Consider the following 23,857-nt stretch of genomic DNA (forward strand, 5'->3'; position numbering starts at 1 on the left):
TCTCCCTCAACCGACCATGTATCCGCCGGCGTCGCAATTGATTGACTGCCCGGTAATGGTGCGGCTCTCGTCGCTTGCGAGGAACAGGGCCAGGTTGGCAATGTCGATGGGCTGAGAAATCGCGCGGAGGGGCACGGTCGCGAGTGCCTTCTCCTTCCACTCCTCGTAGGTAATTCCCTGTTCCTTGGCCATGCGGTGGCCGTAGTTCACCCAAAGCTCCGTCTCGATGCTTCCGGGCACGAGGCAGTTGCAACGAATGCCCTTCGGCCCGACTTCGAGCGCGATGGTCTTGGTCATCGCCCGCAAGGCAGCCTTCGCTGCGGTGTAGTGCGTCTTGCGCACCATTCCGGTCCAGCCGGCCGTCGACGAGAAATTGATGATCGAGCCGGTCTTACGCTCGAGCATCGATCGGTTAAGTACCTCGCGAGCACAGAGCATAGACGCGGTCAGGTCGATAGCGAGGGTCGCGTTGAAGTTCTCGACGGTCTGCTCCCAGACCCATTTGTCCTGCCCGGGAGCGGCTGCGTTGTTCAGCATGATATCGACCTGCCCGAAGGCGTCCATTGCACGATCGACCATGGCCGCCACGTCCGCTTCGCTCGTCACGTCCGCTCGGATAGCGATGGCGTCCTTGCCGATCTCCTTGGCCGCATCCTGCACGAGTTCCTCGCGCCGCGCAGCCAAGAGTACTTTCGCTCCTTGCTCGACGAAGAGCTTGGCCATCACCGGGCCGCATCCCGTGCTGGCGCCTGTGATGATGGCAACCTTGCCCGCAAGTCGTCCGGCACCGCTCATATCTCCATCTCCCAATACGTCGCTCACGAACGAGTCGGCCGTGCCGAAATGGTCGCGCGCCTGTTAAGCTAACGCGTGTTAGCCAGACGAATGCAACAGCGCAAGCGCATAATCAGGCAATGGGACTTCAGGGGATTAAGCCTGGAAGAGGAGGTCCAGAGTTTCCAGTACGAAGGCCTCGACCCCAGCCGCCGAATTTCCCTCTCGAGCGGGGGCCAGGTGCGCAAGCGCTATACGGCCATGGGCAAGCGACAAGGCGAGAAGCGCGGTCGGTGCTACCTCGCGAGCGGGCAATTTTCCGCCACCGTCGGAAATCACCTGGATCGAGTCGATGACGGCCCGGTAGGCCGGTCGCAGCGGACCACCGAGATCATGATCCGCTTCGGAGGACAGGGCGAAAAGCAGCCGATAGCGAGATGGCCTATCCATGGCATAGCGGACATAGGCGCTCATGATGGCTTTGAGCCTTGCGAGCGGCGTGCGGTAACGTTTCGCGACCGCAGCCTTCGACAACTCGGCGCCCATCTGGCGCCAGCACTCGCGAACGATCTCGGCAAACATCGCTCCGACGTCGGGGAAATGCATATAGACCGACGGCGCTGCGACGCCGGCTTCCTTCGCGACCATCCGCAAACTCAGCTGCACGCCCGGCCGCTGATCGAGCGTACGCATCGCCGCCTCGACCAATTCGTCTTTCAGGCGCGCGCCCTCTCCGCGTACGTTGCGCCGCCGTTTCTCGATTGGCGCCCTTATTTCCATGTCCGCTCCCATCGCATTCCAAAGCAAGTGAGCGTCCGACCGACGCGCCCGAGTGGTCGGCCAACGGCGCGCACCGCCCCTTGCATCGAATCTGAAATACCTTAAGCTAACATACGTTAGCCGTTTCGGCTTCGGCGGCAAGGCCGCTGATTCGCAGCACCTCGAAGAGGGGGCCGCGGCCGGTTCGGACCAGGATTTCTGCGACTTTCCATTTGGGTAGAGGAAGACATGAGCCAGAGCACCGAAGAGCTTCTCGACGCCGTTCCCTTTCGCGTCACGAATCCGGAATTGATTCCGGCCGAGCGTTACTACGACCCCCACTTCTTCGAACTCGAGAAGGAAAAGCTCTGGCCGCACGTCTGGCAAATGGCGTGCAGGCTCGAGGAAATTCCTGAGATCGGCGACTACGTCGAATATACCAATCTGGGCAAATCCGTCCTGGTGGTGCGGACCAAGAATGGCGTGAAGGCCTTGCACAACGCCTGCCGGCATCGCGGCGTCAAGCTTGCGACGGGCGCGGGCAATTGCGCCAAGCAAGGTTTCGTCTGCCCGTTCCACGGCTGGCGCTACAACCTCGAAGGAAAGAACACATTCGTCTTTGGCAAACAGATTTTCAGCGAGGAGTTGCTCGACCAGGCCGAAATCAGTCTGCAGCCTTGCCGTGTCGAGTTTTGGGGCGGTTGTGCCTTCATCAACTTCGACGACGATGCCCCGTCTCTGCTTGAAAGCCTGGGCCCGGTGGCAGAGCGACTGAACGCGCGCCATGTCGACCAACTCAAGATGGACTGGTGGTACGCGACGGAACTGCCGACAAATTGGAAACTTGCCATGGAGGCTTTCCAGGAAGGCTACCACACGATGAAGACGCATCCGCAGCTTCATCAGCTTTCAGCGCTTGGCAACTCCTATGGTATCGATTCCGATGGCCTGGTTTTGAACCGCGGACTTAGCGCGCGCGATACCGTCAACATGCACGTCGATTTTCTTGCCCGACTTAGCTCCGGCATGGGCGGTATGGTTCATGGTACCGAGGTGGCCGTGCTTGAGAAACTCCGCGACATGGATGTGCCGGAAGATCCATTGGCTGCAACGATGGCATTCTATGCCCGTGCCCATGAGGAAATCACGGTGGATGCGCGCGCGAGAGGCGTGCCTATTTTCGACATTGCCAAAGTCGCGCAGGAGGTCGAATTCCACGCCGTCGAATTCATGTTCCCACACTACTTCCTCTTGCCCATGATGGGCGCGATGTCGTCCTACCGGATCAGGCCGCTCACGCCCGAAACCTGTCTGTTCGAGATCTGGTCGCTGGTTCTGCGTCCCGAGGGCGAGGCTTACGACACCCCCAAGGCGCCGATCGTCCTGCCCTACGATTCCTCAGAATTTCCCGAGATCCCGCAGCAGGATTATTCCAATCTGCCACTTCAGCAGGAGGGTCTCCACGCCGGCGAATTCAAGTTCATGCGCCTGTCCAAGCAGCACGAAGGCATGATCAGCAATTACCAGCGCCTCATCGATGGCTACATCGCCGGACTTGAATCGAACCGCCTCGCCAGAGGAGCGCAGATCGTCAACGCTGGTTTCGAAGGGCCGATCACAGACATTGGTTTCTAGGAGCAACAATTAGCGGCGATTAGCATTTCCGATCAGAAGGCTCACCATGGACATTCTATCGGGATACAGGGGCAAGCGCGTCGTAGTGACTGGATGCCATTCGGGCATCGGCCACGCGACGGCGAGCTTGCTTCTCGGTGCCGGCGCGGAAGTGCACGGTCTTGATATCAAACCGGTCGATCTCACGCTGGCATCCTACACTCCGCTCGATCTCAAAGATCCCCATTCAATCGAAAGCGCGAGTGAGGCTATACCTGGCCCGATCGACGCTCTGTTCAATTGTGCTGGCGTCGCGCCGGGATGGGCGCCTGCCGATGTGATGGCGGTCAATTTCATAGGCACGAGGTATCTTACCGAGCGATTGTCAGTGGCAATGGGCGAAGGTTCCGCGATTGTCAGCGTTGCATCGAACGGCGGCGCGGGCTGGATGCAACACCTGCCGATACTCGGCGAATTGACCGCCACAGCCTCTTTCGAGGAGGCTGTCTCGTGGTACGGCGCCCATGCCGCACAAGCACCCCACGCTTACAGCTTCTCCAAGGAAGCCGTCATCGCCTGGACTCTGAAAACGTCTGGCTCCTTGATCCGCCGGGGCATCCGAATGAACTGCACAAGCCCTGGCGCCGTCCAGACGCCGATGCTCGACGAGATCGAAAAAGTGACGCCGAGCGCGTCGATCGATGTGATGGCCCAGCCGATCGGACGCCGCTCCATCGCGGTGGAGCAGGCTTGGCCATTGCTGTTTCTCAACAGCGACGCTGCATCCTACATCAACGGCGTAGTTCTGCCGGTGGACGGTGGCTTCCTCGGCGCGAAGTCCATAGACCCAGCTTCATCGCTAAGTGATATCGGCCGGAAATAGCGTCGGATAGAGGACTCAGGGACCGAAAAGAAGTTCTAGCGTCTCCAGGACGAACGCTTCGACCCCTGCGGCGTGATTGCCAGGCCTCAGCGGCGCGAGATGGGCCAGCGCGATTCGTCCGTGGGCGAGGGAAATCGTGAGAAGCGCTGTCGAAACGACATCTCCCGCCGGCAACTTACCTCCTTTTGCAGCAATTGCCTCGATCGTTTCCAGAACGGGGCGATAGGCAGGCCTCAGCGGTCCATCGAGGTCATGTTCGACGCCGGAGGAGAGCGCAAAGAGAAGCTGGTAGCGCGAAGGCCGTTCCATCGCATATTGGACATAGGCGCTCATCTTCACCTTAAGGGCCTTCAATGGCGAGAGCCGCGCACCCGTTACCGCGCTTGCCAGACGGTCACCCATCTGGGACCAGCATTCGCGGACGATTTCGGTCATCATGGTCCTGGCATCGGGGAAATGCCTGTACACAGAGGGCGCAGCCACACCGGCTTCCTTGGCGACCATTCTCAGGCTCAACTGCACGCCCGGCTGCAGATCGAGGATACGCATCGCCGCCTCAACCAGCTCCCCCTTTAGCCTGGGTCCCTCCCCGCGAGCATTTCGTTGCCGCCGCTCAGGCTCACTCTTCAAGTCCACTTCCAGTCTCGCTGAATTGTTCGATCGGCCGCCAATCCGCAGGCTTGCCCCGTTTGCCGATCTACAGCAAGCCGTGCCGAATCCGCGCGCAGCCGCGCCGCCTATTTGGAAAGCTGTCAGAAGAGGCACCAAAGCGGCACAAAGGAGTGCGACGTTCGCTGTGCCTGCAGGCCATCGGTATCTTGATCGAATGACATCCGCAAAGCCCGAGCCCACGTCTGAAGCCCGACACCCTTCGCCGCGCTTTCGCCGGAACACCGTCGGTCTGGGGTGAAGACGTGCCTGGCGCAGCCTCGGCTTCCACCCACTACCCCCCGGCACTTTCCCATCCGCCGCGCTGTTTGATCCGGGCGGAAAGACAAGCAGGTCCTCATTCACCTGCGTGTCGCACTGAGCTCCTTAGATCACTTTGCCACCGATAGGCGAAGGACCATGACATGCCGGTAAGGTTTGCCAGGATCGACACGTGCGGAAACGAAATGCGGCTGATTTGGCGCATCTGGAAACTTTTGGGGCTCGAGTGCGATGCCGTCACCCATGCGGTACACATGGCCATGTTTGCCCAGTAGCGTTCCGTCGAGGAAATTGCCGGTATAGAGTTGCAGGCCCGGCTCCGTTGACAGAACTTCCATGACCCGCCCGGAAGAAGGATCCTCCAGCCGCGCCATCATTTTCGGCGCAATCGTCAGTCCCCGATCGATTGCGAAATTGTGGTCATAGCCGCGACCGATACGGATCTGCGCATCGTGACCATCGCGCAGTCCGTCCGCAAGCACGCGTGCCTTCGTGAAGTCGAATACCGTTCCGGCCACAGGACGGATTTCGCCGGTCGGGATCAACGTGTCATCGACCGGAGTGTAACCACTCGCCGGCATGGTCAGACGATTCATCATCGCCCCCTCGGCCGAACCTTCTCCTGCCATGTTGAACAATGCATGGTTCGTCAGGTTGAGAATGGTGGGCTTCGTAGTCGCTGCAGTGAAACTTATCGTCAGTGATCCTGCGTCGTCGAGCGAATAGGTCACGCTTGCCGTGACCTCGCCGGGATAGCCCGAGGCCCCGTCGGGGCTCAGCAGCGTCATGGTGACGGATGCCTGCGCGCCGCTTTTCACGGAGCTGATCGACCAGACAGACCGGTCGAAGCCCTGACCACCTCCATGCAGAGTGTTAGCTCCGTTGTTCAGAGGCAATTGATACGACTGGCCGCCGAGGGTGAAGCGCCCTTTGGCGATACGGTTTGCGTAGCGGCCGATCGTAGCACCCAGAAAGGTCTGCTTTTCTTCGTAGCTCCGAACATCGTCGAAGCCGAGAACGACATCGGCAGTCAACCCGTCGCGGCCGGGGGCCACGAGAGATTGCAAGGTGGCTCCATAGGTGAGGATCCGGGCAGAAACGCCTTTGTCACCGCGTAGGACGACAGCTTCGACCGGCGTACCATCACGCAGGGTTCCAGCGGTCAGCCGTTCCGCAGTGGCGGCATCGGCAATACTTGCCGATACCGCCACAATTGCCGCTATCCCAAGGCCTATCGACCGTGCTTTTATCATGGATCGCCCCTTCTTGCCGTCAGGGTTCAAGGCGAACTACGGTCACGGACTTGGGTGGAAGCGTCAGCGTCAATTTGCCGCCCGCCGCCTGCGCGCTGAATGGCCTTGGTGCAACCGTCGCGGGCACCTGATAGGTGTTGATGCTGTCCATCTTCGGCGCAGTCAGCACTTCTCCGATCGCCGAACTTGCCGACACGCCCTGCACATTCACCGTGTAGTCCGCAGGATTGTTCGGATCCAGGTTGGTGAGCGCGACCCACACCTTGCCGTCCTTTCCTCGCGCCGCGATGGCGTCCACCTTGGGCATGGCAAACTTATCGAATTTGTATTCACCGCCGGCATAACTGACCGGAATGAACGTCGAATCTTGGAACGGGACGTACATCTTGAACACATGATAGGTTGGCGTGAGGACCATCTTCTCGTTCTCGGTCAGGATCATGCCCTGAAGAACGTTCACCATTTGCGCGATGTTCGTCATGCGCACGCGGTCCGCGTGACGGGCGAATATATTGATGTTGATAGAGGCTGCGATGGCGTCTCGCAGCGACGTCTGCTGTTTGAGGAACATGGGGTGCAGACCAGGCTCAGGCTTCAACCACACGCCCCATTCGTCGACAACGAGCGCAACCTGCTTTTTCGGATCATATTTGTCCATGATCGCCGATCTCTCGGAGATCAGCTTTTCCATTTCGTAGGTCTCTTTGAGAAGACCGGCATATTCCTTCTCGCCAAAGCCATAGGGAAGAGCCCGCAACATGGCCTCACCCCAGGTGTAATGGTGCATCGAGATACCCTCGATGTTCCAAAACCAGGGGGGACCGGGCAGCCCATGCCTTCATGATGGTTTCGGTGTAGCCGTCGCCAGCACTGCTGTCGCCGACCGCTATGCGCATTGCACCGGCCGGATTGCGCTTTCCGAACTCTGTGTCTTTCTGCGCGGGATTCTGACTATCCACATGTATAACATATTGCTTCATGTGCTCGACATAGTTTTCACCGGACATCGCACCGCCACAGCCCCACATTTCGTTACCGATGCCAATATATTTCATCGTCCAGGGCTTTTGTTGGCCGTTCGCAACGCGCTCTTTGCCCAATGCGCTCGGTTGGTCTGTCGTCATATATTCGAGCCAGTCGGATGCTTCGCCTGTGGAACCCGTTCCGACATTCACCGAGATATACGGCTGAGCGCCAATCTGCTCGATAAAATCCATGAATTCGTGCGTGCCGAACGTATTGGGCTCGATCGACCCGCCCCAGGTGGAGTTCAGACCGGGCCGGCGCTTGTTTGCAGGGCCGATACCATCCCGCCAATGATACTTGTCGGCGAAGCATCCGCCCGGCCAACGAACAACCGGAACGTGGATCGCCCTGAGTGCCGCGACGACGTCGCTGCGGATACCGCGGACATTGGGGATTTTCGAATCCTTGCCGACCCAGATACCTCCGTAGATACCTTGACCCAGATGCTCGGCAAACTGGCCGAAAACATCTCGATTGATGATTGCGCCGGGTTTGTCGGCCTCAACGGTCATAGTACCCTGCTGAGGGACAGTTTGAGCTTGGGACGCCGAATGACTAGCGAGCGAAAGAATTGTCGCAATGCCGGCCAGCATCGTTGTACGACCCGTCAATTTAACAGTCATGGTATTCACACCTTTTCTCAATTGGTCAGCAAGATTGTCAGATTACCCGGCCCAAGACCGGGGCTGAACACGCGAATGGCAGCTTCGCCGCGTTGGGTAGTCGGTTGCAGGACAGCGAGAGCGCGGCCATGGAAGCTTCGCGTGCGATAATCCTGGAAACTCTCGATGCCGTATGGATTGGCTGATCCTGCAGCCAGAAGTCTTGCACCGCCTTCGAGGGCGAAAGTCAGGGGTACCGCCGCATCGGGCACCAAACGACCTTGCTCGTCACATACTTCGGCGAAGACATACGCAAGATCCCCGGCGCTGCCCACGATGCTCGGACGCTCCGTCCTAAGCCTGAGCTTTGCAGGCGGGCCAACAGTCTCAAGCGATTTGCGGGCCAGCTCCTTGCCGCTTCCGTAAGCTAGAGCCGTCAGGGCGCCTGCCTTATACTCAACTTTGAATTCAGCCTTTTGCTTGTCGGTGGCGGACATCTGCTTTCGGCCAACTTCCTTACCATTGAGAAGCAACGCAACTTCGTCGCCGCTTGAATAGACATGCACGGTCATCGGCTGGGAATTTGGCTCGGGCCATGACCAGCTCTCCAACACGTCCGGCCAGCCCCACGCTGTCTGATCTTCATGGAATCCGGGCGGGACAGGGCGTTGGACAAAGACTTCCAGCTGGCTGCGTCCCCACACGACGTCGCGGTAGTAACTTGGCGGCTTCTTTTGCCCGATCAAGTCGATCTCGCCAGTGCCGGACTGGTATGCGGGAAAATCCCAGACGTAGAAATTCAGCATGCTTACATCCATGCCGAAGATAATCTTTTTCTCGCCATCGGGCTGCGCAGTGTTTGAACGAAGGCGTGACGAACCACATCCAACCTCCCCGATATAGTCGATACCTGTCCACAGAAACTCGCCCATATAAGCTGGATTGCGGTCCATATGTTGCCGGATATCGTAGGCGTCGGCGGAGTGGGTCTCCGTCGTTGTAAAGGTGAGGTTGGGATATGCCGCGTGATCTTTTTCGACGGCGTTGAACGAGTAGTTGTAGCTTGTGACGTCGAGCTGCGCGCGTGCTGCTTCACCCTTTGCACCCGAATAGGACGCGGTCAGAGCCTGGGTGATGAAGCGTGACGTGTCATGCTCTCGAATTGCAGCGCGCATCTGGGTGGCAATCTCGACACCGCGGGGGGAAATAGCTTCCGATATCTCGTTCCCGATGCTCCAGAACGCGACGCTCGCATGATTGCGATCGCGCCGCACCATGGCGGTCAAATCCTTGCGCCAATTTTCCTTGAAGTAGACGTTATAGGCATCTTTGAGCAATTTAGGCTGTTCCCAGACGTCGAAGGCCTCGTCGACGACAATCATTCCCAATTCGTCGCAGACGTCGAGGAAGTACGGCGACTGGGGATTGTGAGAACACCGGATCGCATTGAAGCCATGAGCCTTGACCAGCTCTACCTTGCGACGTTCCGCCCGGTCGATAGCCACCGCGCCGAGAATGCCATTATCGTGATGCAGGCACGCTCCACGCAGCTGATAGGTTTTACCATTCACTTGAAACCCGGTTTTCGGCGAAACAGATATCGATCGGATCCCAAAGCGTTCGCTTACCCGGTCCGAGATCTTTCCGTCGCATGCCAGGACGATTTCCGCGAAATGCAGGTTTGGCTGATCCGGTGACCAAAGTGCTGGTCGCTGAATATCGAGCGCGACATCAATCCTGCGCATCCGGCCCGCCGGTATTGCTAAGTTCTGGCTACCAGTCGCTACCTCCCGCCCCTGGCCATCGCGAATGGCAATTCGGCATTGCACGGTTCGCACTTTGCCGCCCCGGTTTTCCACTTCGACGGCAACGCCAACCTTGGCATGAGCCGTATCCGCAGCTTGAGTGGTGATCGCGGTGCCGGAAACCGGAACACGGACCTCCCCGGTCCGATTCAACCAGACATGGCGATAGATACCGGAGCCAGAATACCAACGAGCGGTCTCTCCCACGTTGGACACGCGCACCGCCAAAATATTGAGACTATCGGCTCGAAGATGGGGAGTAAGATCGAAAACGAAACCAAGATAGCCATTGATGTTTCGGCCCAATGGGACACCATTCAGCCACACCTCCGTGATCATGAAGGCGCCGTCGAAGCGGATTTCGACCTGTTCCCCCGCAGTTAGATCCGTGATCGCGAAGTGTTTACGGTACCAACCGACGCCTCCAACGGTCCAGCCTGTGCCCCATCCGAACGCCGTCAGATCTGCATCGAATGGTCCGACTTTGTGCGGCGGGCCCTCTGCGTTCACTGGCGGAACGGACGCCATGACGATTGGAAGCGCGGGGGGAAACAGGCTTTGCATCCTTGGGATGAGGGCCTGGATTCCACAGTGCGACGGGAGGCACCCAAGGGTCGGTCGCTTGTGGCGCGCCGGGTCGGTCTTCAATGCTCCAGTCGTGCGGGAGGGAAAGAATTCGCCATCCTGAGTCGTCGAGAGCTGAACTTTCGCCAAGCGCCACGTCGCCAAGGTGGAAGCGCCAGTCGCCATCAAAGGGCAGATCTCTCGCGGGCCACCCCGCCCTGTTCAATGAAGGCGTTTTTGCCAGAACTTGCTCACCGCTCGAAAGCGCCAGGGCTATTCCACCGGCTGTCGCTGACTTGAGGACATGACGCCTGTGCAAGAATTTTTTCCCTAAGATCATTCTAACAAAGTCCTGACATTCGCCGACGTCGGCGACGTTTGGATAGGCGAATAGGTCACGGGTGCGCTCCTGCCCGACGTGGATCGGGCGCGCCGTTGACCGGTCGATTCTCTTGCGGCTGCTCGGTTCTGCTAACGCAAGCTGGCCCTTCGAACCCGGCTGCCCAGGAAATCGCTCCGCCGATCAGCTGCTGGTGTTTCGGTTCGGCATAGGACTCGGCGGTATGGCCAAGGGCGGAATAGATCGCCCGCCCTCGGCCTACGCAGTGAGACCATACGAGCGGATGGTCCTTGCCCATGCTGATGTCCTTGGGCTTCAGAAAAGGAATGAAACCCTCGACCGGCCGATAGCTCGCCTCATCGATGGTCACGAGGATGTGATAGCCCTTGCTGCGCGGGCTGGACCTGAACGAGTACCATTCGTCCGAGCGCGTCCAGCTGGGCCCAAGATCCTTTGTGGCAGGGTGGTGCGGATCCTCGATCAGCAGTCTCGCCTGCTGAATATGCGGGTTGAGCGTATGCCCGATGAACTGCGTGCCGACTAGGTCATCGACGTACCATTTCCAGGCATAACTGGGGTCACCGCCGGCGCCATGCAGCCCAACGAAGCCACCGCCCTGCTCGAGCCAGGATTTGAATGCTGCGCGTTGCTCGGTCGTCAGAACGTCACCGCTGACACTGTTCCATACCACAGTCCGGAAGCGCCTAAGTTGGGCCGGATTAAAGACCGCCGCGTTCTCGGTGGTGTAGGAGGACCATCCCCGCCGCCTTGCGATATCGGCCAGAGCCGCATTTGCAGCCTTGATCTGCCCGTCATCTCGAAATCCGTTGGTCTTCGAGAAGATCAAAATGGCCTTGCCGCCAAGGTCTTCCGGGAGTGTCGAAGGAACCGTTTCGTAATGCTTGTAGCCGACCAATGCAGCGTAAGTCATGGGCCCGAAGGCGATCGCCGCCGAAATCACGACCGCGCCGATCAACACCAGCAACGACCACAGCATCCGTTTTATCACGCGGCGCATTGATGACTTCCTGGTTTTTCAATTCCGCAAAAACCTTCGTTCGCTCTGGCATCCGTGTCCGGCCGCAGGCCCTTCGCAAGGAATATCCTGTGCGATGGCCGCTGGCAGAGGGAGAAATTCCGCCAGCGGCCTGCTCGGAGTCCGGGCCTTTTTAGCGCGAACCCAAGGCGTAGCGCAGCGTCACGCCGATCTCGCGGGGACGCGAGGCCCGAACGACGTCGTAGCCCGCGGGGGCGGCAAAGGTCGTGTAGACCGAGTTGATCGTTGCCACCCGGCCAAGCTCGACCTGCTTGTCGAACACGTTCTTGGCATAGACCCCCAAATCCCAGCCGCTTTCATTGCCGGTTAGACCGGCAAACAGATCGACGATCGCGTAACTCGGGGTACTCTTGAAAGTTGTTCCCGTTCGGAAGTTCCCGAAATTCGGATTGTTGCCTTGATAGTTGACGTTAAATCGGAAGTAGCCGGCGATGTTCTCACTGAAAGGTATTTCGTAGCCGCCATTGACCGAAGCCTGGAACGGCGCCTGGGTGTTGAGTACCTGGCCTTTCGGTGACGCGCAGAAGTTGATTGGATTTGCCGCGTTGATCGGGCGGGCCGGATTATTACAGGGGACCTGGCCCCCTTGCGACTTGATCTGCGAGTAGCTCAAGTTGGCGCTCAGGGACAGATTGTCGATCGGCTGACCCGCGATTTCCAGTTCGAATCCGCGCACTCGGGCGTTGATATTGCGGTAGAATGCAAGGCTGGTCTGCGCGGTGGCCGCGCTGACCGTGTTGTAATAGTTGACGCCTTCAAACGTGGTCAGCTGGTTCTTGTAATCGAGTTGGAAGATCGCACCATTGATCCGTAGCCGGCGGCCGAAATTGAATTTTGCTCCCAGTTCATAGGATTTTGCAGTTTCCGGAAGCGGCGTGGTGAGGTTCGCGGGAAGGCCAGGGTTGTTGATCGCGGGAAGGCCGGTGCGGAAGGAACTACCTGTCGTCGCATATATCAGCAGGTCCTCGCCGAATTTGTGCGACAGGGAAAAGTTATAGAGTGCAGCAGTATACTTGTCGTTGTTATGCTGCGTTGAATTCCGGAAGCCGTCGGGAATGCCGACTTCGCAAACGACGCCTGTCGTGTAGACAGGGCTGGCGATCGCGCCCGGGGCGGCAAACGGACAGAAGGCGCGTGACGGCAGTAGCGGATTTGCAAAGGCGTTGAAGGCGGCAAATGTCTGGACATTGAGATCCACCGGCACCCGGTCCCTGACTATGGACAGGCCGGCCGTGAACTCGGTACGTTCGTCGATATGAGCCCTCACGTTCCCGTAGAAGCTGTCGAAGACCTGGCCAATCCGAATATTCGTATTGCTGTTCAGCACATAGCGCTGGTTTGGCGTGGTAGATGCGCCAGGGCCCGCAGTCGCGGGGCTGCCGAATGCCCCGGCGAGATAGGTCTGGTTCAGGAAGTAGAGACCCTCGCCGCCAGAATGCTTCGAAAACCAGCCGATGTCATATTCGAACGGGCGGTCGGCATCGGGAAGCGAGGACAAGCGAACCTCGTGCGTCGTGAATTTGGGTAGGCTCACGTTGCCGAACTGGGAGGAGGCCTCGAATCCCGGGAGGATATTCAGCGGGTCTGCGGCGTTGAACTGAATCGGGCTACGATTGAACTGGCGGCCGTAGTTATAGCTCAGCGTATGCCCGAAGACTTCCCAGCTGGCATTGACCGTGAGTAGATCGATGTGCTGATCGGCAACGCTCGGAAGATCCTGAACCGAGGCGCGGTCGGCCAGCGTCAGCGCCGGGCCGTTGAAGTGAGCCGGTATCGCCGGCGATGCACCGGGCACACCCGCAAATCCCGGGCTGCCGGTCCCTGCGACCTGGGTATAGGCACGGGTCAGAGTCCTGCGGCGCTGATACATCGCCTGGAGCGTCAGAGTATCGGTCGGCTTGAACAGCACTGTGGCGCGATAAGTGCGGTCCTTGAACTTCGGCTGGACCGAACTGTTCACACTGTAGATGCGGTTGGCGTCGCTTTCCTCGATGTTGGTGGCGAAGCGGACCGCCAGCATATCCTTGATGATCGGAATATTGACCGCTCCCTGAACGTCCCAGTGGTCGGCCGAGCCGTAGAGGCCCTGGATATAACCTCCGAATTGCTCGAGATCGGGTTTACGGGTGGTGATCGTCACGGCGCCAGAAATGGAAGGCGCGCCGCGTGACGTTCCTTGCGGTCCGCGTAGCACTTCGATCTGGCCGACGTCGAACAGCGAAACAATCGTCTGAGCTGGATCGAACGGCACTTCGTTGAAGTAGATCGGCGTCGCCGGCGTGCCCGAACCCGGCTGCCAGGTCACGCCGCGCAAGGTCACTCCGGTATTGGAGCCAGCGTTAACCAGCGTCAGGCCCGGCGCGAGCTTGGAAATCTCTTCGACCGATGTGATCGCCTGCTTCTGGAGCGCATCGCCCGTGACGACCTGCACGCTGACGGGAACGTCCTGCAGGCTTTCCGCCTCGCGGCGCGCTGTGACGATGATTTCGCCGCTATCGCTCGCAGCAGCACCGCTTGTGGCCACATCCTGTGCGGAAGCCATCGCAGGCAGTGCAAGCGTAATAGCGGTGGTCGCACAGAGCGAACGCAGGATCATGCTCGACATAGGTAACTCCCCTCCCCGGGCTCAATGGCCCAAATACTAACCCCGCCTTGGGCTTAAACCCCGAGGTCAAGACACTTCGATTTCCCGCGAACGAATCCGCGTCAGCGATTGCATATGCATCACGGCAATTTCATTAGCCGATAGACTCACGAGTGTTAATCGATAAATTATATAGTGTGAGTTTTTACGGCGAGATTCCGGCGCAAGTGTGGCCTTGCTGCATCAGCAGCCGCTGCAAAATCACCGATTTGGGCGAACTGGGCGTGCGCAGCAAATGCCGCCGCAATGCCAGGTGCCATTGGCGTAACCTGAGCTACATCAAGCTTGGGTATCAGCTGACAGGCCCAGCCCCCGCGTACAATCCAGGAAAGCTCAAGCCAAACTGCTTGATTCTAGCTTCATGGCTTACATTGAGAGCAACGCAGCCTCCGCGCCGATCCTCGCGTCACCATTTACAAAAGCCACAAAACGATGAGCCACCACTTCAGCGATCAAAGGATCGGCAGCCACGCTGGCGCCGCGAGCGGCATGATTGCCCTGGTCTAGAATTTCATAAAGCAGCAGCCAGGCTTCGATCCAGCGTTTCCGGTGCAATGGTGCGGCAGAGTCGAGCGCGAACGCAGGGATGATGCGGCCCAGTTCACTTATGAGGCTGCCGATAAAACCGTGGGCCTGCTCCGCGAATCCCGGCTCATCGGCATTGGCCTGCATGAACACACGCAAGATCGGCCCGCTGGCACGGTCGGCGGCGAAGAGCTCCATGATCCAATCCTGAACTACGATATGATCCCGGAAATCACGGTGTCCGACGGCCACGAAGCGCGGCATGGCAGCTTGGGAATTTAGCTTGAACAATTCGGCAGCAAGCGCCGCCTTGCTTCTGAAGTGCCGATAGAACGTCATCCTGCTGACCCCGGCCGCCGAAGCGATTTCATCGATGGAAACCGCGAAATAGCCTTCCGCGCAGAATGCGACCGTGGCTGCCGCCAGCAATTGCTGGCGGTTGTCCTCCTTGCGCCGGCGTTGGAAATCGCCGGGCAGCGGTCGCGACTGTGCTTGCGCTGCAGGCAAGGCCTATTCCGCCGCGACAGACAGCGAATGGGCGTTTGGCATTTCGGGCCCGATGAACTCACCCGGATAACGTCCGGTGAATTCGCCATGGTCGAATGTCGGCACCCCGGCGACCAGCGTCAGCCGCATCGGCGCCGGATCGCGGGTATAGCGATAGGTCCGCCCGCCAGTTCCGTCCCACACGTCCCAAATTTTCTTTTCAGGGCGCATCTCGATCTCGTCGAGGTTGAACACAGTGATGTCCGCCACCTTGCCGACCTCGATAAGTCCACGATCGTGCAGGCCGAAGAAGCTTGCGAGACGCCAGGTCAGCATGTGCACGCCCTGCTCGAGCGAGATGACTTTGCGGTCGCGCACATAATCGGTGAGGAGGAACACATTATAGCCTGCGCCGCAGAACAGCTTCCCGTGGGCGCCGGCGTCACTAACATTGGCCAGCGAGTGCGTATCGACCAGGAGCTTTTCGAGCACCGCCTCGTCTTCTTCCCAGCTCTTCTTGAGAACGGTCGATTCCTGGCCATTGGTGAGGACCCATTCCGCCAAAGCATCAGAGGGATGTTCGATACCGCTCTGTTCCATGTAATCGGCCAGCGTCACGCCGGTCGGCCCATAGCCCGATTCACTCTCGCGCAGCAGATTTGCGCTGGGGACGTGCAGGTAGGAATGGGCGAACTGGTTATCCCAGGAAGTTCGAGCCCGCTCGCGCCATGAAGGATCTGCAAGCATGGCGGCCTTCCCCTCCCAGCCAGGCGTGTTCACCAATTCCTGCCACACCGGGTTCCCGTTCTGCCCGAACACGAGCGTGCGCCCGAAATTGATCACCGAAGTCGGCGAAACCACGTTGAAAGAGGTGAAGATGTCAAGACCTTCAGCCTTGAACTGATTGTGCAGCTCTTCCGCGCGTGGCAACTGATCGGCCATATATTCGAGCGTCGGCATGCCGGCCCATTGCATGCGGATCCCGGCAGATTTCGCCAGCCGACCGAAGCGTTCGAGCGATGCATTGGCTGTCTTGCGCATGAAGTAGTCTAGGATGACTTGGAAGGTCGCACCTGGATAACGGGCGAGCACACCAAGCAGTGCGGTAAACTCCGCGTCGTCAGCCTGCTGCGAGGGTAGCGGACGCTCGTACTTGTCATAGTCGAGGTAGTTGGAGGACAGGCCCATCGCGCCAGCTGCCAGAGCATCGTCGAGCAGTTCGCACATCTCCTCGATTTCGGGAGCTGTCGCGGCGCGGGTCCAAGCGTCCTGCCCCATGACGCAGAGGCGAAGCGGGATGTGGCCACAAAAGGCTGCAAAATGCAGCGGCACTTTCACTTTAGCCTGCATCGAGGCCTTATACTCGCTCCATTTTTTCCAGTCCCAAGGGACTATCGCTCGCATGGGCTCTTCGGGAATATCCTCGAAGTAGTTGAAGATATCGATGACGTTCTGCCGGTCTTCCTCGGTCTGCGGTGCAGGAGCGAGCGAAAAGCCGCAATTGCCGTTGATCGAGGTGGTAGCGCCATATCCGGGAAGCGGCTCGAGGTTGGGATTCCACCAGACGCCGCCGTCCCAGTGATTGTGAGTCTCGATCAGACCGGGCGTGACATAGCACCCTCCGGCATCGACGACGCGCTCGCCGCGGCCCGCCTGAAGGTTCGCGCCGATCTCGACGATTCGCCCATCAGCCACCCGTACATCTGCCGCGTAAGCAGGGGCACCCGACCCGTCGACAACCGTACCGCCCTTGATCAGCAAGCGAATTTCCATGGCCGAACTCCCATTCCCGGCGCGAAGCGCCAACATGAACCAAAGGCCTGACGCCTCTTTGTGTGACAGGCTGTAACACTAATGGATTGCACCTGCATAGATGCATTTTCTTGACACAGCCGATGCCATGACCGCATTGCGACGCAAGGAAGCTCCAAGTGGCATATAGCCGGATCCCTGGACCGGTATTTGTTACAGTGCCGGCCTCCTGACCCGCACTTCGGGATCGTGGAAATCGAGGAACCCTGAAATGACACGGCGCGAAATGATCGGAATGGGCAGCGTAGCAGCCGTGGCAATCGTTGTTGCCGGTCGATACGCTCTTACGGCCAAGTCACCGGCGACAAGCTCAGGCCCAAAGCGGGCTGACGGCACGTTCCCGGTAAGCCATACCGATGCGCAGTGGCGGGCGACGCTGACTCCGGCAAGCTACAGCGTGCTGCGCGAGGCGGCGACTGAAAAGCCCTTCTCGAGCGCCTTGCTGACCGAGCACCGCCAAGGCGTTTTCAAATGCGCAGGATGCGCAAAACCGTTGTTCCGCTCCGGTACCAAATTCGATAGTCATACCGGATGGCCCAGCTTCTGGGCCGCAATCGCGCAGTCCGTGATCGAGCACGAAGATCGTTCAATGACTGAAGTGCGGACTGAGGTGCTTTGCGCGGACTGCGGCGGACATTTGGGTCACGTATTTGATGATGGCCCCAAACCGACGGGCCTGCGCTATTGCATGAACGGCGTCGCTCTGACGTTCATACCGGCTAAAGCGTAACAAACCATACGGGAGAAGAAGCAATGAGCGAGGTCTTCAACGGCATCATGCGCGGCATCAGCAGCTTGCTCGGTTTTGCGATGGTGCTGATGGGCGGCATTTGGATCCTGCAAGGGTTCAACATCGCCTTTCTCGACAGCTTCATGGCGAACGACAAACAATGGGCCTTGTGGGGCCTGCTCCTGGCTATCGTCGGCATTGCCCAAATCGTTTGGAGCAACACGCGCGAGAGCTACTACAAGGGAAAGTGAAGCGTGGCGGGTGCCGCCCGACGCGCTGAAGCGATCACAACTGCCGCGGACAGTGACTTGACCACCCGGTGCCATCACACACTTCTGCCGCCAAGTGACCGCGTGCAACCTCTTCCTAGTGTCATGGCCACGGCGTTGCAGCATAGCCAATCCGCCTTCGCGCCGGATCGCTATGGTTTGGCCGGGATTGGCGATGAGTTTGCGGCGGCGGTCATCGCACCAGCATCCTCCGCCGAGATCCACCGCCCCGCGAGAAGCCTGTCCGTCGCTGCCGAGAACTTTGCCACGTAGGCGTTGTGGTCCGGATAGAGACGGCTCAGCTCCGCCAATGCGAAGGGGGTCTTCGCGCCTGTGACACCGCCCATTCCGCCTGCGGTTAGATATCCGGTATGCGAGGCAACTGGGGCTTCAATGTACGGCATCCTTAGCCCGCCCATCGCATTGCCGTGTTCGTCTCGCCTGATCTCACGATTTGCGTCGAGCTCAATACCCGGTGCCTGGGGCGGCCTGATCCCGGCGCGGGCCCACTGCTCAAGATTGTGGAAGGCTCCGCGAACAAGAGGCTGCCAGACAAAATCGTTCGGCACCGATCCCGCGGCGCTTGCTCTCTGCGCGCCAGGCGCCGGCATCTGGAAGCCAGCCTTCATCAGGTCTGCTGGCGGGGGAAATGAAATCATGTCCGGCGCAAGTCCGGGGACATCGGCAGCTCGGTGGGAAGCGCCGGCAACTTCATAAGTCACCATGCCGCCTCCGCGAGTAAAGCGATCGGGTTGGTGGGTATATCGGGCCTGCCACATCTCGCCTTCGGAGGAGATGGATATGAAGGGGACATTTGGCGGCACGATCTTCTGCAGCGGATCGTCCAGCGGGACGTCGGCGGCACATTGGTTGATCCGGATCATGGCGGGTCCCACGATCGCCAGGTAGCCATCATATACGGGCTTGCCATCGGGAGTTCGGTAGCGGTCATGGAATCCCGCGATCCATGTCCTGATATAGATGGCGGACTGCGAGATTCCGGACATGAACACCCATGGCTTGCTGAAGCCGGGAAGGATTACGCTGCGGTGCTCGCTCTTGAGCAGCAGACCTAGCTGACCGAGCATGTCCCAGACGAGACCGTCCTCGCTTTCGGGCCAGCTATTCTTGACCCCTGACCTGAGGGCCGCTTCCATTTCTTCTTTGCTCCCGGCCATGTAAGTCGGGATCATCGTCGGTTGCGCGCAACGTCGCTCAGCCGGCGCAGGATTGCTCCAGTCGAGCGGTGCGTAGCGGACAGGGTCGAACTTTTTCAAAGCATTCGCGGTCACGGCCTTCGTCGTAATGCCGATCCAGACATCGCCCTGTCTAACCATGCGAGCAAAGTCGGTCGGTCCGCCAAAGTCGAGATTGAGACTGGCGTTCAGGACGGTCACCTCGACATTGCCGCCGAATCCGGCCGACTCGCGCGGTCGCATTACCAGGATGCGGGTGACGTATTTGCCCGGCCCGGCGACAATCTTCACGCCGTGACCCGAGCCGGTCCAATCATAGGTGTTCGCGCTTCCGGAAAGGAAATACTCTTCCTCCACGTAGCCTGCAGCCTCCAGGATCGCCGCCGGCGCTCCCAAGAACGGCCTCGACTGCGCAGTGACCAGGATGGGCCCAGAAACTTGAGGGAGTGACAGAACGGTGGCGCCAGCCGCCTGGACGGGCACATTCTTGGCTGCCACGGGCTGAGCCGACAGGACGAGGGCCGCTGCAAAGACGATAGTCTTGCTGAATTTCATACTTCCTCTCCCATTTTTTATACTGACACTTTTCTCGTTCTGGCTCTTCCGGCCTGCTTCGGTTTTTATTCGCCGGCCTCGGCTATCTCACGGGCCCGGATCCGCAGGACATCCTTCTTGATCTTGCCCGACGGCACGCGAGGCAAATCATCTTCGAGGACGAGATGTTCGGGAAATTTCTGCCGAGCGAGACCGGCCGCATCCAGGAAGCGCCGTATCTCGTTCATGTCGATAGAAGCCCCAGGCCGCGGAATTATGAAGGCACACCCCTTCTCTCCGGTGGCTGGGCTTGGCATGGCAACTATCGCTACATCCGCGACCGAAGGATGGGTGTAGAGGATATCCTCCACCTCCTTGGGGCTGATATTTTCGCCCGAGCGGATGATGATGTCCTTCTTGCGTCCGGTGATGACGACAAAGCGATCTTCCACGATGCGGCCAAGGTCACCCATGCGGAAGAAACCGTCGTCGTCGAAATTGCCATCGTTGTCCGCGGGGTGGGAATAGCCAAAAAACAGGCCTGGCCCCCTCGCGATGATTTCGCCTTCCTCGCCATCGGGAAGTTCTCTGTCGCCCGCGGGATCGACGATCCTGAGCTCAGCTGGATAGACAATCTCGCCATCCGTCTCAGCGCCGAGCCGGGCCTGGGACCGATCCCGGATGCCTAGCGTTGCCGTCACCATCTCGGTCGAGCCGTAGCAACGGAAGAACAGGCAATTCGGGAAAGTCTCGTTGGCTTCGCGAATGAGATCGGGCGAGACCGTCGTGCCGCCGCAGAAGAATAGCCGCAAAGACCCAACCGCTTCAGGCCGATCTCGTGTGGTCTCCAGCATCTGCTGCAGGAAGGGCGTGGCGCCGCCGTTCACCGTGCAGCGGTTCTCCTCGATGCAACGAATGCCCTCCTCTGCGGTCCAGACATCCATCAACACGCTGGCCGACCCGTGAATCCAGGTCATGTCAAAGGCCCACAGCGCGCCGGTGATATGAGTGACTGGCGAGGGCATGAACACCACGTCTTCGGGCCCGATTTTCCAGGCCTCTCCCATAGCCCGCGCCCGATGATCGTAGCTGTAATGGGTGTGGAGAACGCCCTTCGGCTTCCCCGTCGTTCCGGAGGTGTACATGGCCATCATGACCGAAGCGGGATCGACTTCGGGGAGCGACGCATCACTCGCTGGCGCCATCGCCATTATGTCCTGCCAAGCGAGGTCGCCCTCGTCTCGGACGCCCACCACGTCACGCAGATCGGGCAATGCGGCGCGCAGGCCGTCTAGCATTTTCCGATAGTCGTGCTTGCGAAATGTGCCTGGGATGAAGATCAGCTGCGAGCGGCAATCGGCGAGGATGTAGGCTAGTTCCGACTCTCGGTAGATCGGCGGGATCGGATTAATGACGAGGCCCGTCATTCGTGCGGCCAAGGCAATGATCGCTGTCTCGACCCAGTTGGGAAGCTGAAACGAGATGACATCACCCGGCCTGAGGTCACGTGACAGAAAGAATTCGGCGAGGCGAAGAGCCTGATCCCAGGCTTCTCGGCGTGTCAGCCGCCGCTCCCCCTCGATGAGCAACAGGTGGTCAGGATCGCTGGCCAGCGCGCTGCGGGCCGCATCGACCAGAGTGCTGTCCTTCCAGTGCCCTTCTTCGAGATAGCGTTCCGCCAGCTCGGCGGACCAGCGAAGCTCGAAGCCACTGGGATCGGTTTTCCTGGTCCATTTCATCTCGTGCTCTCGAAATCTGTTTCGCCGTTTTCGATCCGAAATATCCCTGCGCTTCCATCACCGCGCCGGGGAATTGCCGCGGCATTGGTCCGCAATCCTTGAGCGGTGCGGTAGATCACCGCGCCTTGGGCAGCTGGAGCAAGCGATCGGCGGTGATCTCGCGCTGAATCTCGCTCGTTCCCCCCCGAAATGCTGAAAACCCAGCTCCAAAGGTAATCATAGACCCAGGGATAGGCGGTTCGATCGCCGTCGAATTCGAGGAAGCTCCAGCCCAGCATCTCGCCGACAACTTCGCTGAGCGCCTTGTGCGTCGTTGTCACCATCAGCTTCATCATGGATCCTTTTGGACCCGGCACGCCGGCCCTGTCGGTCTCGGCGATGTCAGCCAATGTCATCGACCTGATCGCAATCGTATCGGCCTTGATCGAAGCAAGCCGCTGCGCGATGCCATCATCCTCGATCGCACGCCGGCCGTCCTCGAGGCGTACCTTCCCTGCAAGGTCGATCGCCCTGCCTACTCGTTCATAGAGCTCAAGCTGATCACCAATGAAGCCGAGGCCCCGCTCGAACGACAGTGTTGCCAGAGCGGTCGACCAGCCGCCGCCGATCTCGCCCACGACATTGCTGACCGGGATCCGGACGTCATCATAGAACACCATGTTGACGTGCTCGTCATGCAGCATGGTGCGGATAGGCTTGATGTCGATCCCCGGCGTGCGCATGTCGCAAATGATCCAGGTGAGCCCCTTATGGCGCAGCGAGTCCGGGTCGGTGCGAATGAGCAGTTCCTGGTAGTCCGCATGCTGCGCATCGGTAGTCCACATCTTCGCGCCGTTGACGACGATGTGATCGCCTTCGACGACGCCTCGCGTCTTGAGCGAGGCCAGATCCGAACCGGCATTGGGTTCGGAAAAGCCCTGGCACCAGAGCGAGTCGCCGCGAAGGATGCGGGGCAAATGGAACTTCTTTTGCTCCTCTGTGCCCCTCGCGGCCACCGTCGGGCCTGCGTGCATCAAGGCAATATAGGTCGTGTTGATGTAATGCGGCGCATTGGCGCGCGCGAGTTCCTCGTACCAGATGACCTGCTGCAAGCCTGAGAGACCAAGACCGCCGTATTCGCTTGGCCACGCGACCCCGGCCCAGCCGTGATCATACATCTTGCGCTGCCACTCGCGGTCGAACGCCGCCGCTTCGGACCCGTGCGCCGGGCGCGGCCAGTCAGGAACATTCGCCTTGAGCCATGTGCGGGCGCGAGACCGGAATTCGCGATCCGCGTCGGAGTAATAGAGATCCATCTCAGTCGTCCAAATGGGCGTGGAGAAGACTGCCCAGCAGTGCGCGCTTGGAACCGAAGATCCGCGCCAGCAGCATGGTATGCTTCAGCAGCAAATGGGCGTTGTGTTCTTCCGTAACTCCAATGCCGCCGTGCAGCTGGATATTGGTATCGGAATTGGCGAGCGCCGTTTGGTTCGCGATGTGCTTTGCCGCGTCCAGGTGGACACTGGCATCAATCCGCCCCTCCTTGAATGCGGTCGCCGCATACCAGAGCTGCGAGCGCGCAGCCTCGACCCGCACCGCCATGTCGGCGCAGGGATGTCGCACCGCCTGATAGGCGCCAATCTTGCGTCCGAACGTTTCGCGTACTTTGGCATATTCGACGATCAGGTCGAGCGCGGCTTCCGCGATGCCCACGAGCATGGCCGCCGCTCCAAGCTGCCCCAAACGCCAGATCCGCTCGCCCGCCATGCTCGCTGCCGGATCGGGAAGACTCGAGATCGTGCCCAGCGAGTTCGCAGGGTCGAGCGAAGGTCTGGCGGTCCTTGGCAAATCGCCGATTAAATAGAGCCGGGCTTCATCGTTCGAGACCAGCAATCCCCATTCGGAGGCAGGGGACCCGATCGCGCGGTAGCCTTCAGCGTCGACGACGAGCAATGCGACCCCTGCCTGTCCCGACATCAGGGCGGTTCTAAGCTCCTGGGTCGAAGCGACATTAGATGCGAGGCACTGAGCCAGGATATCAACGGGCCCGCACTGGCGTCCAACCTCTCGGAAAAACAGCGCATGCTCCACGGCGGACAATCCGCTGCCGCCGTCAGCCTCGGGAACGGCCAGCGCAAACCAGCCCATGTCCCCAAGCAGATTACGCAAAACAGCGTTCATGTCTGCTGCATCTGCCCCATGGAGCCTTTCGATCGCCATGGTTTCGCCGAGGAAACCGGCGGCAGCGTCCGCGATCTCGATTTCCTGCCCTTCAGGCGCGAGATACATAGTTCGCCTCCTCGCCAAGTGTCATACGGAGCCCAAGAGAATAATGC

General features: G+C 59.5%; 19 protein-coding genes. 4 read left to right on the forward strand and 15 right to left on the reverse strand.

Annotated elements, in window-relative coordinates; translation table 11 throughout:
* Positions 1 to 6: 6 nt before the first annotated feature.
* Positions 7 to 795, reverse strand: coding sequence for an SDR family NAD(P)-dependent oxidoreductase (locus KRR38_RS09555; RefSeq protein ID WP_217400913.1), 789 nt, complete (start codon positions 793 to 795; stop codon positions 7 to 9).
* 135 nt (positions 796 to 930) lie between these two features.
* The gene (locus tag KRR38_RS09560; RefSeq protein WP_217400915.1) at positions 931 to 1,482 is read right to left on the reverse strand and encodes a TetR/AcrR family transcriptional regulator; all 552 of its coding nucleotides are present in this window, start codon (positions 1,480 to 1,482) and stop codon (positions 931 to 933) included.
* Between the two features lie 300 nt (positions 1,483 to 1,782).
* On the opposite strand from KRR38_RS09560, the gene KRR38_RS09565 reads away from it, so the two are divergent.
* Both KRR38_RS09565 and KRR38_RS09570 read left to right on the forward strand, forming a co-directional pair.
* Positions 1,783 to 3,168 carry an SRPBCC family protein gene (locus KRR38_RS09565; protein WP_217400917.1) on the forward strand — a complete coding sequence of 462 codons (1,386 nt, stop codon included), beginning with the start codon at positions 1,783 to 1,785 and terminating at the stop codon, positions 3,166 to 3,168.
* Between the two features lie 46 nt (positions 3,169 to 3,214).
* Positions 3,215 to 4,030, forward strand: a complete 816-nt coding sequence (locus KRR38_RS09570; RefSeq protein ID WP_217400919.1) for a coniferyl-alcohol dehydrogenase — start codon at positions 3,215 to 3,217, stop codon at positions 4,028 to 4,030.
* Positions 4,031 to 4,045: 15 nt separating this feature from the next.
* Here the strand turns inward: KRR38_RS09570 and KRR38_RS37330 are convergent, their stop codons facing one another.
* The 9 genes from KRR38_RS37330 to KRR38_RS09610 all read right to left on the reverse strand — a co-directional run bounded on the left by KRR38_RS37330 (position 4,046) and on the right by KRR38_RS09610 (position 17,035).
* Complete coding sequence (locus KRR38_RS37330; protein WP_309141006.1) at positions 4,046 to 5,044, reverse strand: TetR/AcrR family transcriptional regulator; 999 nt, start codon at positions 5,042 to 5,044, stop codon at positions 4,046 to 4,048.
* A gap of 26 nt (positions 5,045 to 5,070) precedes the next feature.
* Positions 5,071 to 6,213, reverse strand: coding sequence for an aldose epimerase family protein (locus KRR38_RS09580; protein ID WP_217400921.1), 1,143 nt, complete (start codon positions 6,211 to 6,213; stop codon positions 5,071 to 5,073).
* 19 nt (positions 6,214 to 6,232) lie between these two features.
* Positions 6,233 to 7,000, reverse strand: coding sequence for an alpha-L-arabinofuranosidase C-terminal domain-containing protein (locus KRR38_RS35945; RefSeq protein WP_254514721.1), 768 nt, complete (start codon positions 6,998 to 7,000; stop codon positions 6,233 to 6,235).
* Entirely contained in the window at positions 6,978 to 7,751 is a 774-nt protein-coding gene (locus KRR38_RS35950) for a hypothetical protein (protein ID WP_254514722.1), read from the reverse strand. Before KRR38_RS35950 ends, KRR38_RS35945 begins: the two co-directional genes overlap by 23 nt.
* A gap of 128 nt (positions 7,752 to 7,879) precedes the next feature.
* Positions 7,880 to 10,360: a glycoside hydrolase family 2 TIM barrel-domain containing protein gene (locus KRR38_RS09590; RefSeq protein WP_217400923.1), complete on the reverse strand. Its 2,481-nt coding sequence runs from the start codon at positions 10,358 to 10,360 to the stop codon at positions 7,880 to 7,882.
* Between the two features lie 245 nt (positions 10,361 to 10,605).
* Positions 10,606 to 11,568: a ThuA domain-containing protein gene (locus KRR38_RS09595; RefSeq protein ID WP_217400925.1), complete on the reverse strand. Its 963-nt coding sequence runs from the start codon at positions 11,566 to 11,568 to the stop codon at positions 10,606 to 10,608.
* A 151-nt stretch (positions 11,569 to 11,719) separates the two neighbouring features.
* On the reverse strand, positions 11,720 to 14,212 hold the full coding sequence (locus KRR38_RS09600) for a TonB-dependent receptor (RefSeq protein ID WP_217400927.1): 2,493 nt from the start codon (positions 14,210 to 14,212) through the stop codon (positions 11,720 to 11,722).
* A gap of 405 nt (positions 14,213 to 14,617) precedes the next feature.
* Positions 14,618 to 15,283 (reverse strand): TetR/AcrR family transcriptional regulator, encoded by a 666-nt coding sequence (locus tag KRR38_RS09605; RefSeq protein WP_217400929.1) that lies wholly within the window; start codon positions 15,281 to 15,283, stop codon positions 14,618 to 14,620.
* 3 nt (positions 15,284 to 15,286) lie between these two features.
* Positions 15,287 to 17,035: an amidohydrolase family protein gene (locus KRR38_RS09610; RefSeq protein ID WP_217400931.1), complete on the reverse strand. Its 1,749-nt coding sequence runs from the start codon at positions 17,033 to 17,035 to the stop codon at positions 15,287 to 15,289.
* Between the two features lie 250 nt (positions 17,036 to 17,285).
* On the opposite strand from KRR38_RS09610, the gene msrB reads away from it, so the two are divergent.
* A complete protein-coding gene (gene msrB, locus KRR38_RS09615; RefSeq protein ID WP_254514723.1) occupies positions 17,286 to 17,804 on the forward strand; it encodes a peptide-methionine (R)-S-oxide reductase MsrB in 519 nt (172 codons plus the stop codon).
* A gap of 23 nt (positions 17,805 to 17,827) precedes the next feature.
* Positions 17,828 to 18,055 (forward strand): hypothetical protein, encoded by a 228-nt coding sequence (locus KRR38_RS09620; RefSeq protein WP_217400933.1) that lies wholly within the window; start codon positions 17,828 to 17,830, stop codon positions 18,053 to 18,055.
* Between the two features lie 170 nt (positions 18,056 to 18,225).
* On the opposite strand, the gene KRR38_RS09625 is transcribed toward KRR38_RS09620, so the two are convergent.
* The 4 genes from KRR38_RS09625 to KRR38_RS09640 form a co-directional block, all read right to left on the reverse strand.
* On the reverse strand, positions 18,226 to 19,824 hold the full coding sequence (locus KRR38_RS09625; protein WP_217400935.1) for an alpha/beta hydrolase domain-containing protein: 1,599 nt from the start codon (positions 19,822 to 19,824) through the stop codon (positions 18,226 to 18,228).
* 65 nt (positions 19,825 to 19,889) lie between these two features.
* Positions 19,890 to 21,542, reverse strand: a complete 1,653-nt coding sequence (locus KRR38_RS09630) for an AMP-binding protein (protein ID WP_217400936.1) — start codon at positions 21,540 to 21,542, stop codon at positions 19,890 to 19,892.
* Positions 21,539 to 22,837: an acyl-CoA dehydrogenase family protein gene (locus KRR38_RS09635; RefSeq protein WP_217400938.1), complete on the reverse strand. Its 1,299-nt coding sequence runs from the start codon at positions 22,835 to 22,837 to the stop codon at positions 21,539 to 21,541. Before KRR38_RS09635 ends, KRR38_RS09630 begins: the two co-directional genes overlap by 4 nt.
* Before the next feature lies 1 nt (position 22,838).
* Positions 22,839 to 23,810 (reverse strand): acyl-CoA dehydrogenase family protein, encoded by a 972-nt coding sequence (locus KRR38_RS09640; protein WP_217400940.1) that lies wholly within the window; start codon positions 23,808 to 23,810, stop codon positions 22,839 to 22,841.
* Between the last annotated feature and the right edge of the window lie 47 nt (positions 23,811 to 23,857).

The organism is Novosphingobium sp. G106 (assembly GCF_019075875.1).
Classification (GTDB): Bacteria; Pseudomonadota; Alphaproteobacteria; order Sphingomonadales; family Sphingomonadaceae; genus Novosphingobium.

Excerpts from the sequence above, each read along its gene's own strand:
- KRR38_RS09600 (WP_217400927.1), bottom strand. The coding sequence starts at position 14,212 with ATGTCGAGCATGATCCTGCGTTCGCTCTGTGCGACCACCGCTATTACG.
- KRR38_RS09565 (WP_217400917.1), top strand. The coding sequence starts at position 1,783 with ATGAGCCAGAGCACCGAAGAGCTTCTCGACGCCGTTCCCTTTCGCGTC.
- KRR38_RS09595 (WP_217400925.1), bottom strand. The coding sequence starts at position 11,568 with ATGCGCCGCGTGATAAAACGGATGCTGTGGTCGTTGCTGGTGTTGATC.
- KRR38_RS09620 (WP_217400933.1), top strand. The coding sequence starts at position 17,828 with ATGAGCGAGGTCTTCAACGGCATCATGCGCGGCATCAGCAGCTTGCTC.
- KRR38_RS35945 (WP_254514721.1), bottom strand. The coding sequence starts at position 7,000 with ATGCACCATTACACCTGGGGTGAGGCCATGTTGCGGGCTCTTCCCTAT.
- KRR38_RS09555 (WP_217400913.1), bottom strand. The coding sequence starts at position 795 with ATGAGCGGTGCCGGACGACTTGCGGGCAAGGTTGCCATCATCACAGGC.
- KRR38_RS35950 (WP_254514722.1), bottom strand. The coding sequence starts at position 7,751 with ATGACCGTTGAGGCCGACAAACCCGGCGCAATCATCAATCGAGATGTT.
- KRR38_RS09635 (WP_217400938.1), bottom strand. The coding sequence starts at position 22,837 with ATGGATCTCTATTACTCCGACGCGGATCGCGAATTCCGGTCTCGCGCC.
- KRR38_RS09625 (WP_217400935.1), bottom strand. The coding sequence starts at position 19,824 with ATGAAATTCAGCAAGACTATCGTCTTTGCAGCGGCCCTCGTCCTGTCG.
- KRR38_RS09610 (WP_217400931.1), bottom strand. The coding sequence starts at position 17,035 with ATGGAAATTCGCTTGCTGATCAAGGGCGGTACGGTTGTCGACGGGTCG.
- KRR38_RS09570 (WP_217400919.1), top strand. The coding sequence starts at position 3,215 with ATGGACATTCTATCGGGATACAGGGGCAAGCGCGTCGTAGTGACTGGA.
- KRR38_RS09640 (WP_217400940.1), bottom strand. The coding sequence starts at position 23,810 with ATGTATCTCGCGCCTGAAGGGCAGGAAATCGAGATCGCGGACGCTGCC.
- msrB (WP_254514723.1), top strand. The coding sequence starts at position 17,286 with ATGACACGGCGCGAAATGATCGGAATGGGCAGCGTAGCAGCCGTGGCA.
- KRR38_RS09630 (WP_217400936.1), bottom strand. The coding sequence starts at position 21,542 with ATGAAATGGACCAGGAAAACCGATCCCAGTGGCTTCGAGCTTCGCTGG.
- KRR38_RS09580 (WP_217400921.1), bottom strand. The coding sequence starts at position 6,213 with ATGATAAAAGCACGGTCGATAGGCCTTGGGATAGCGGCAATTGTGGCG.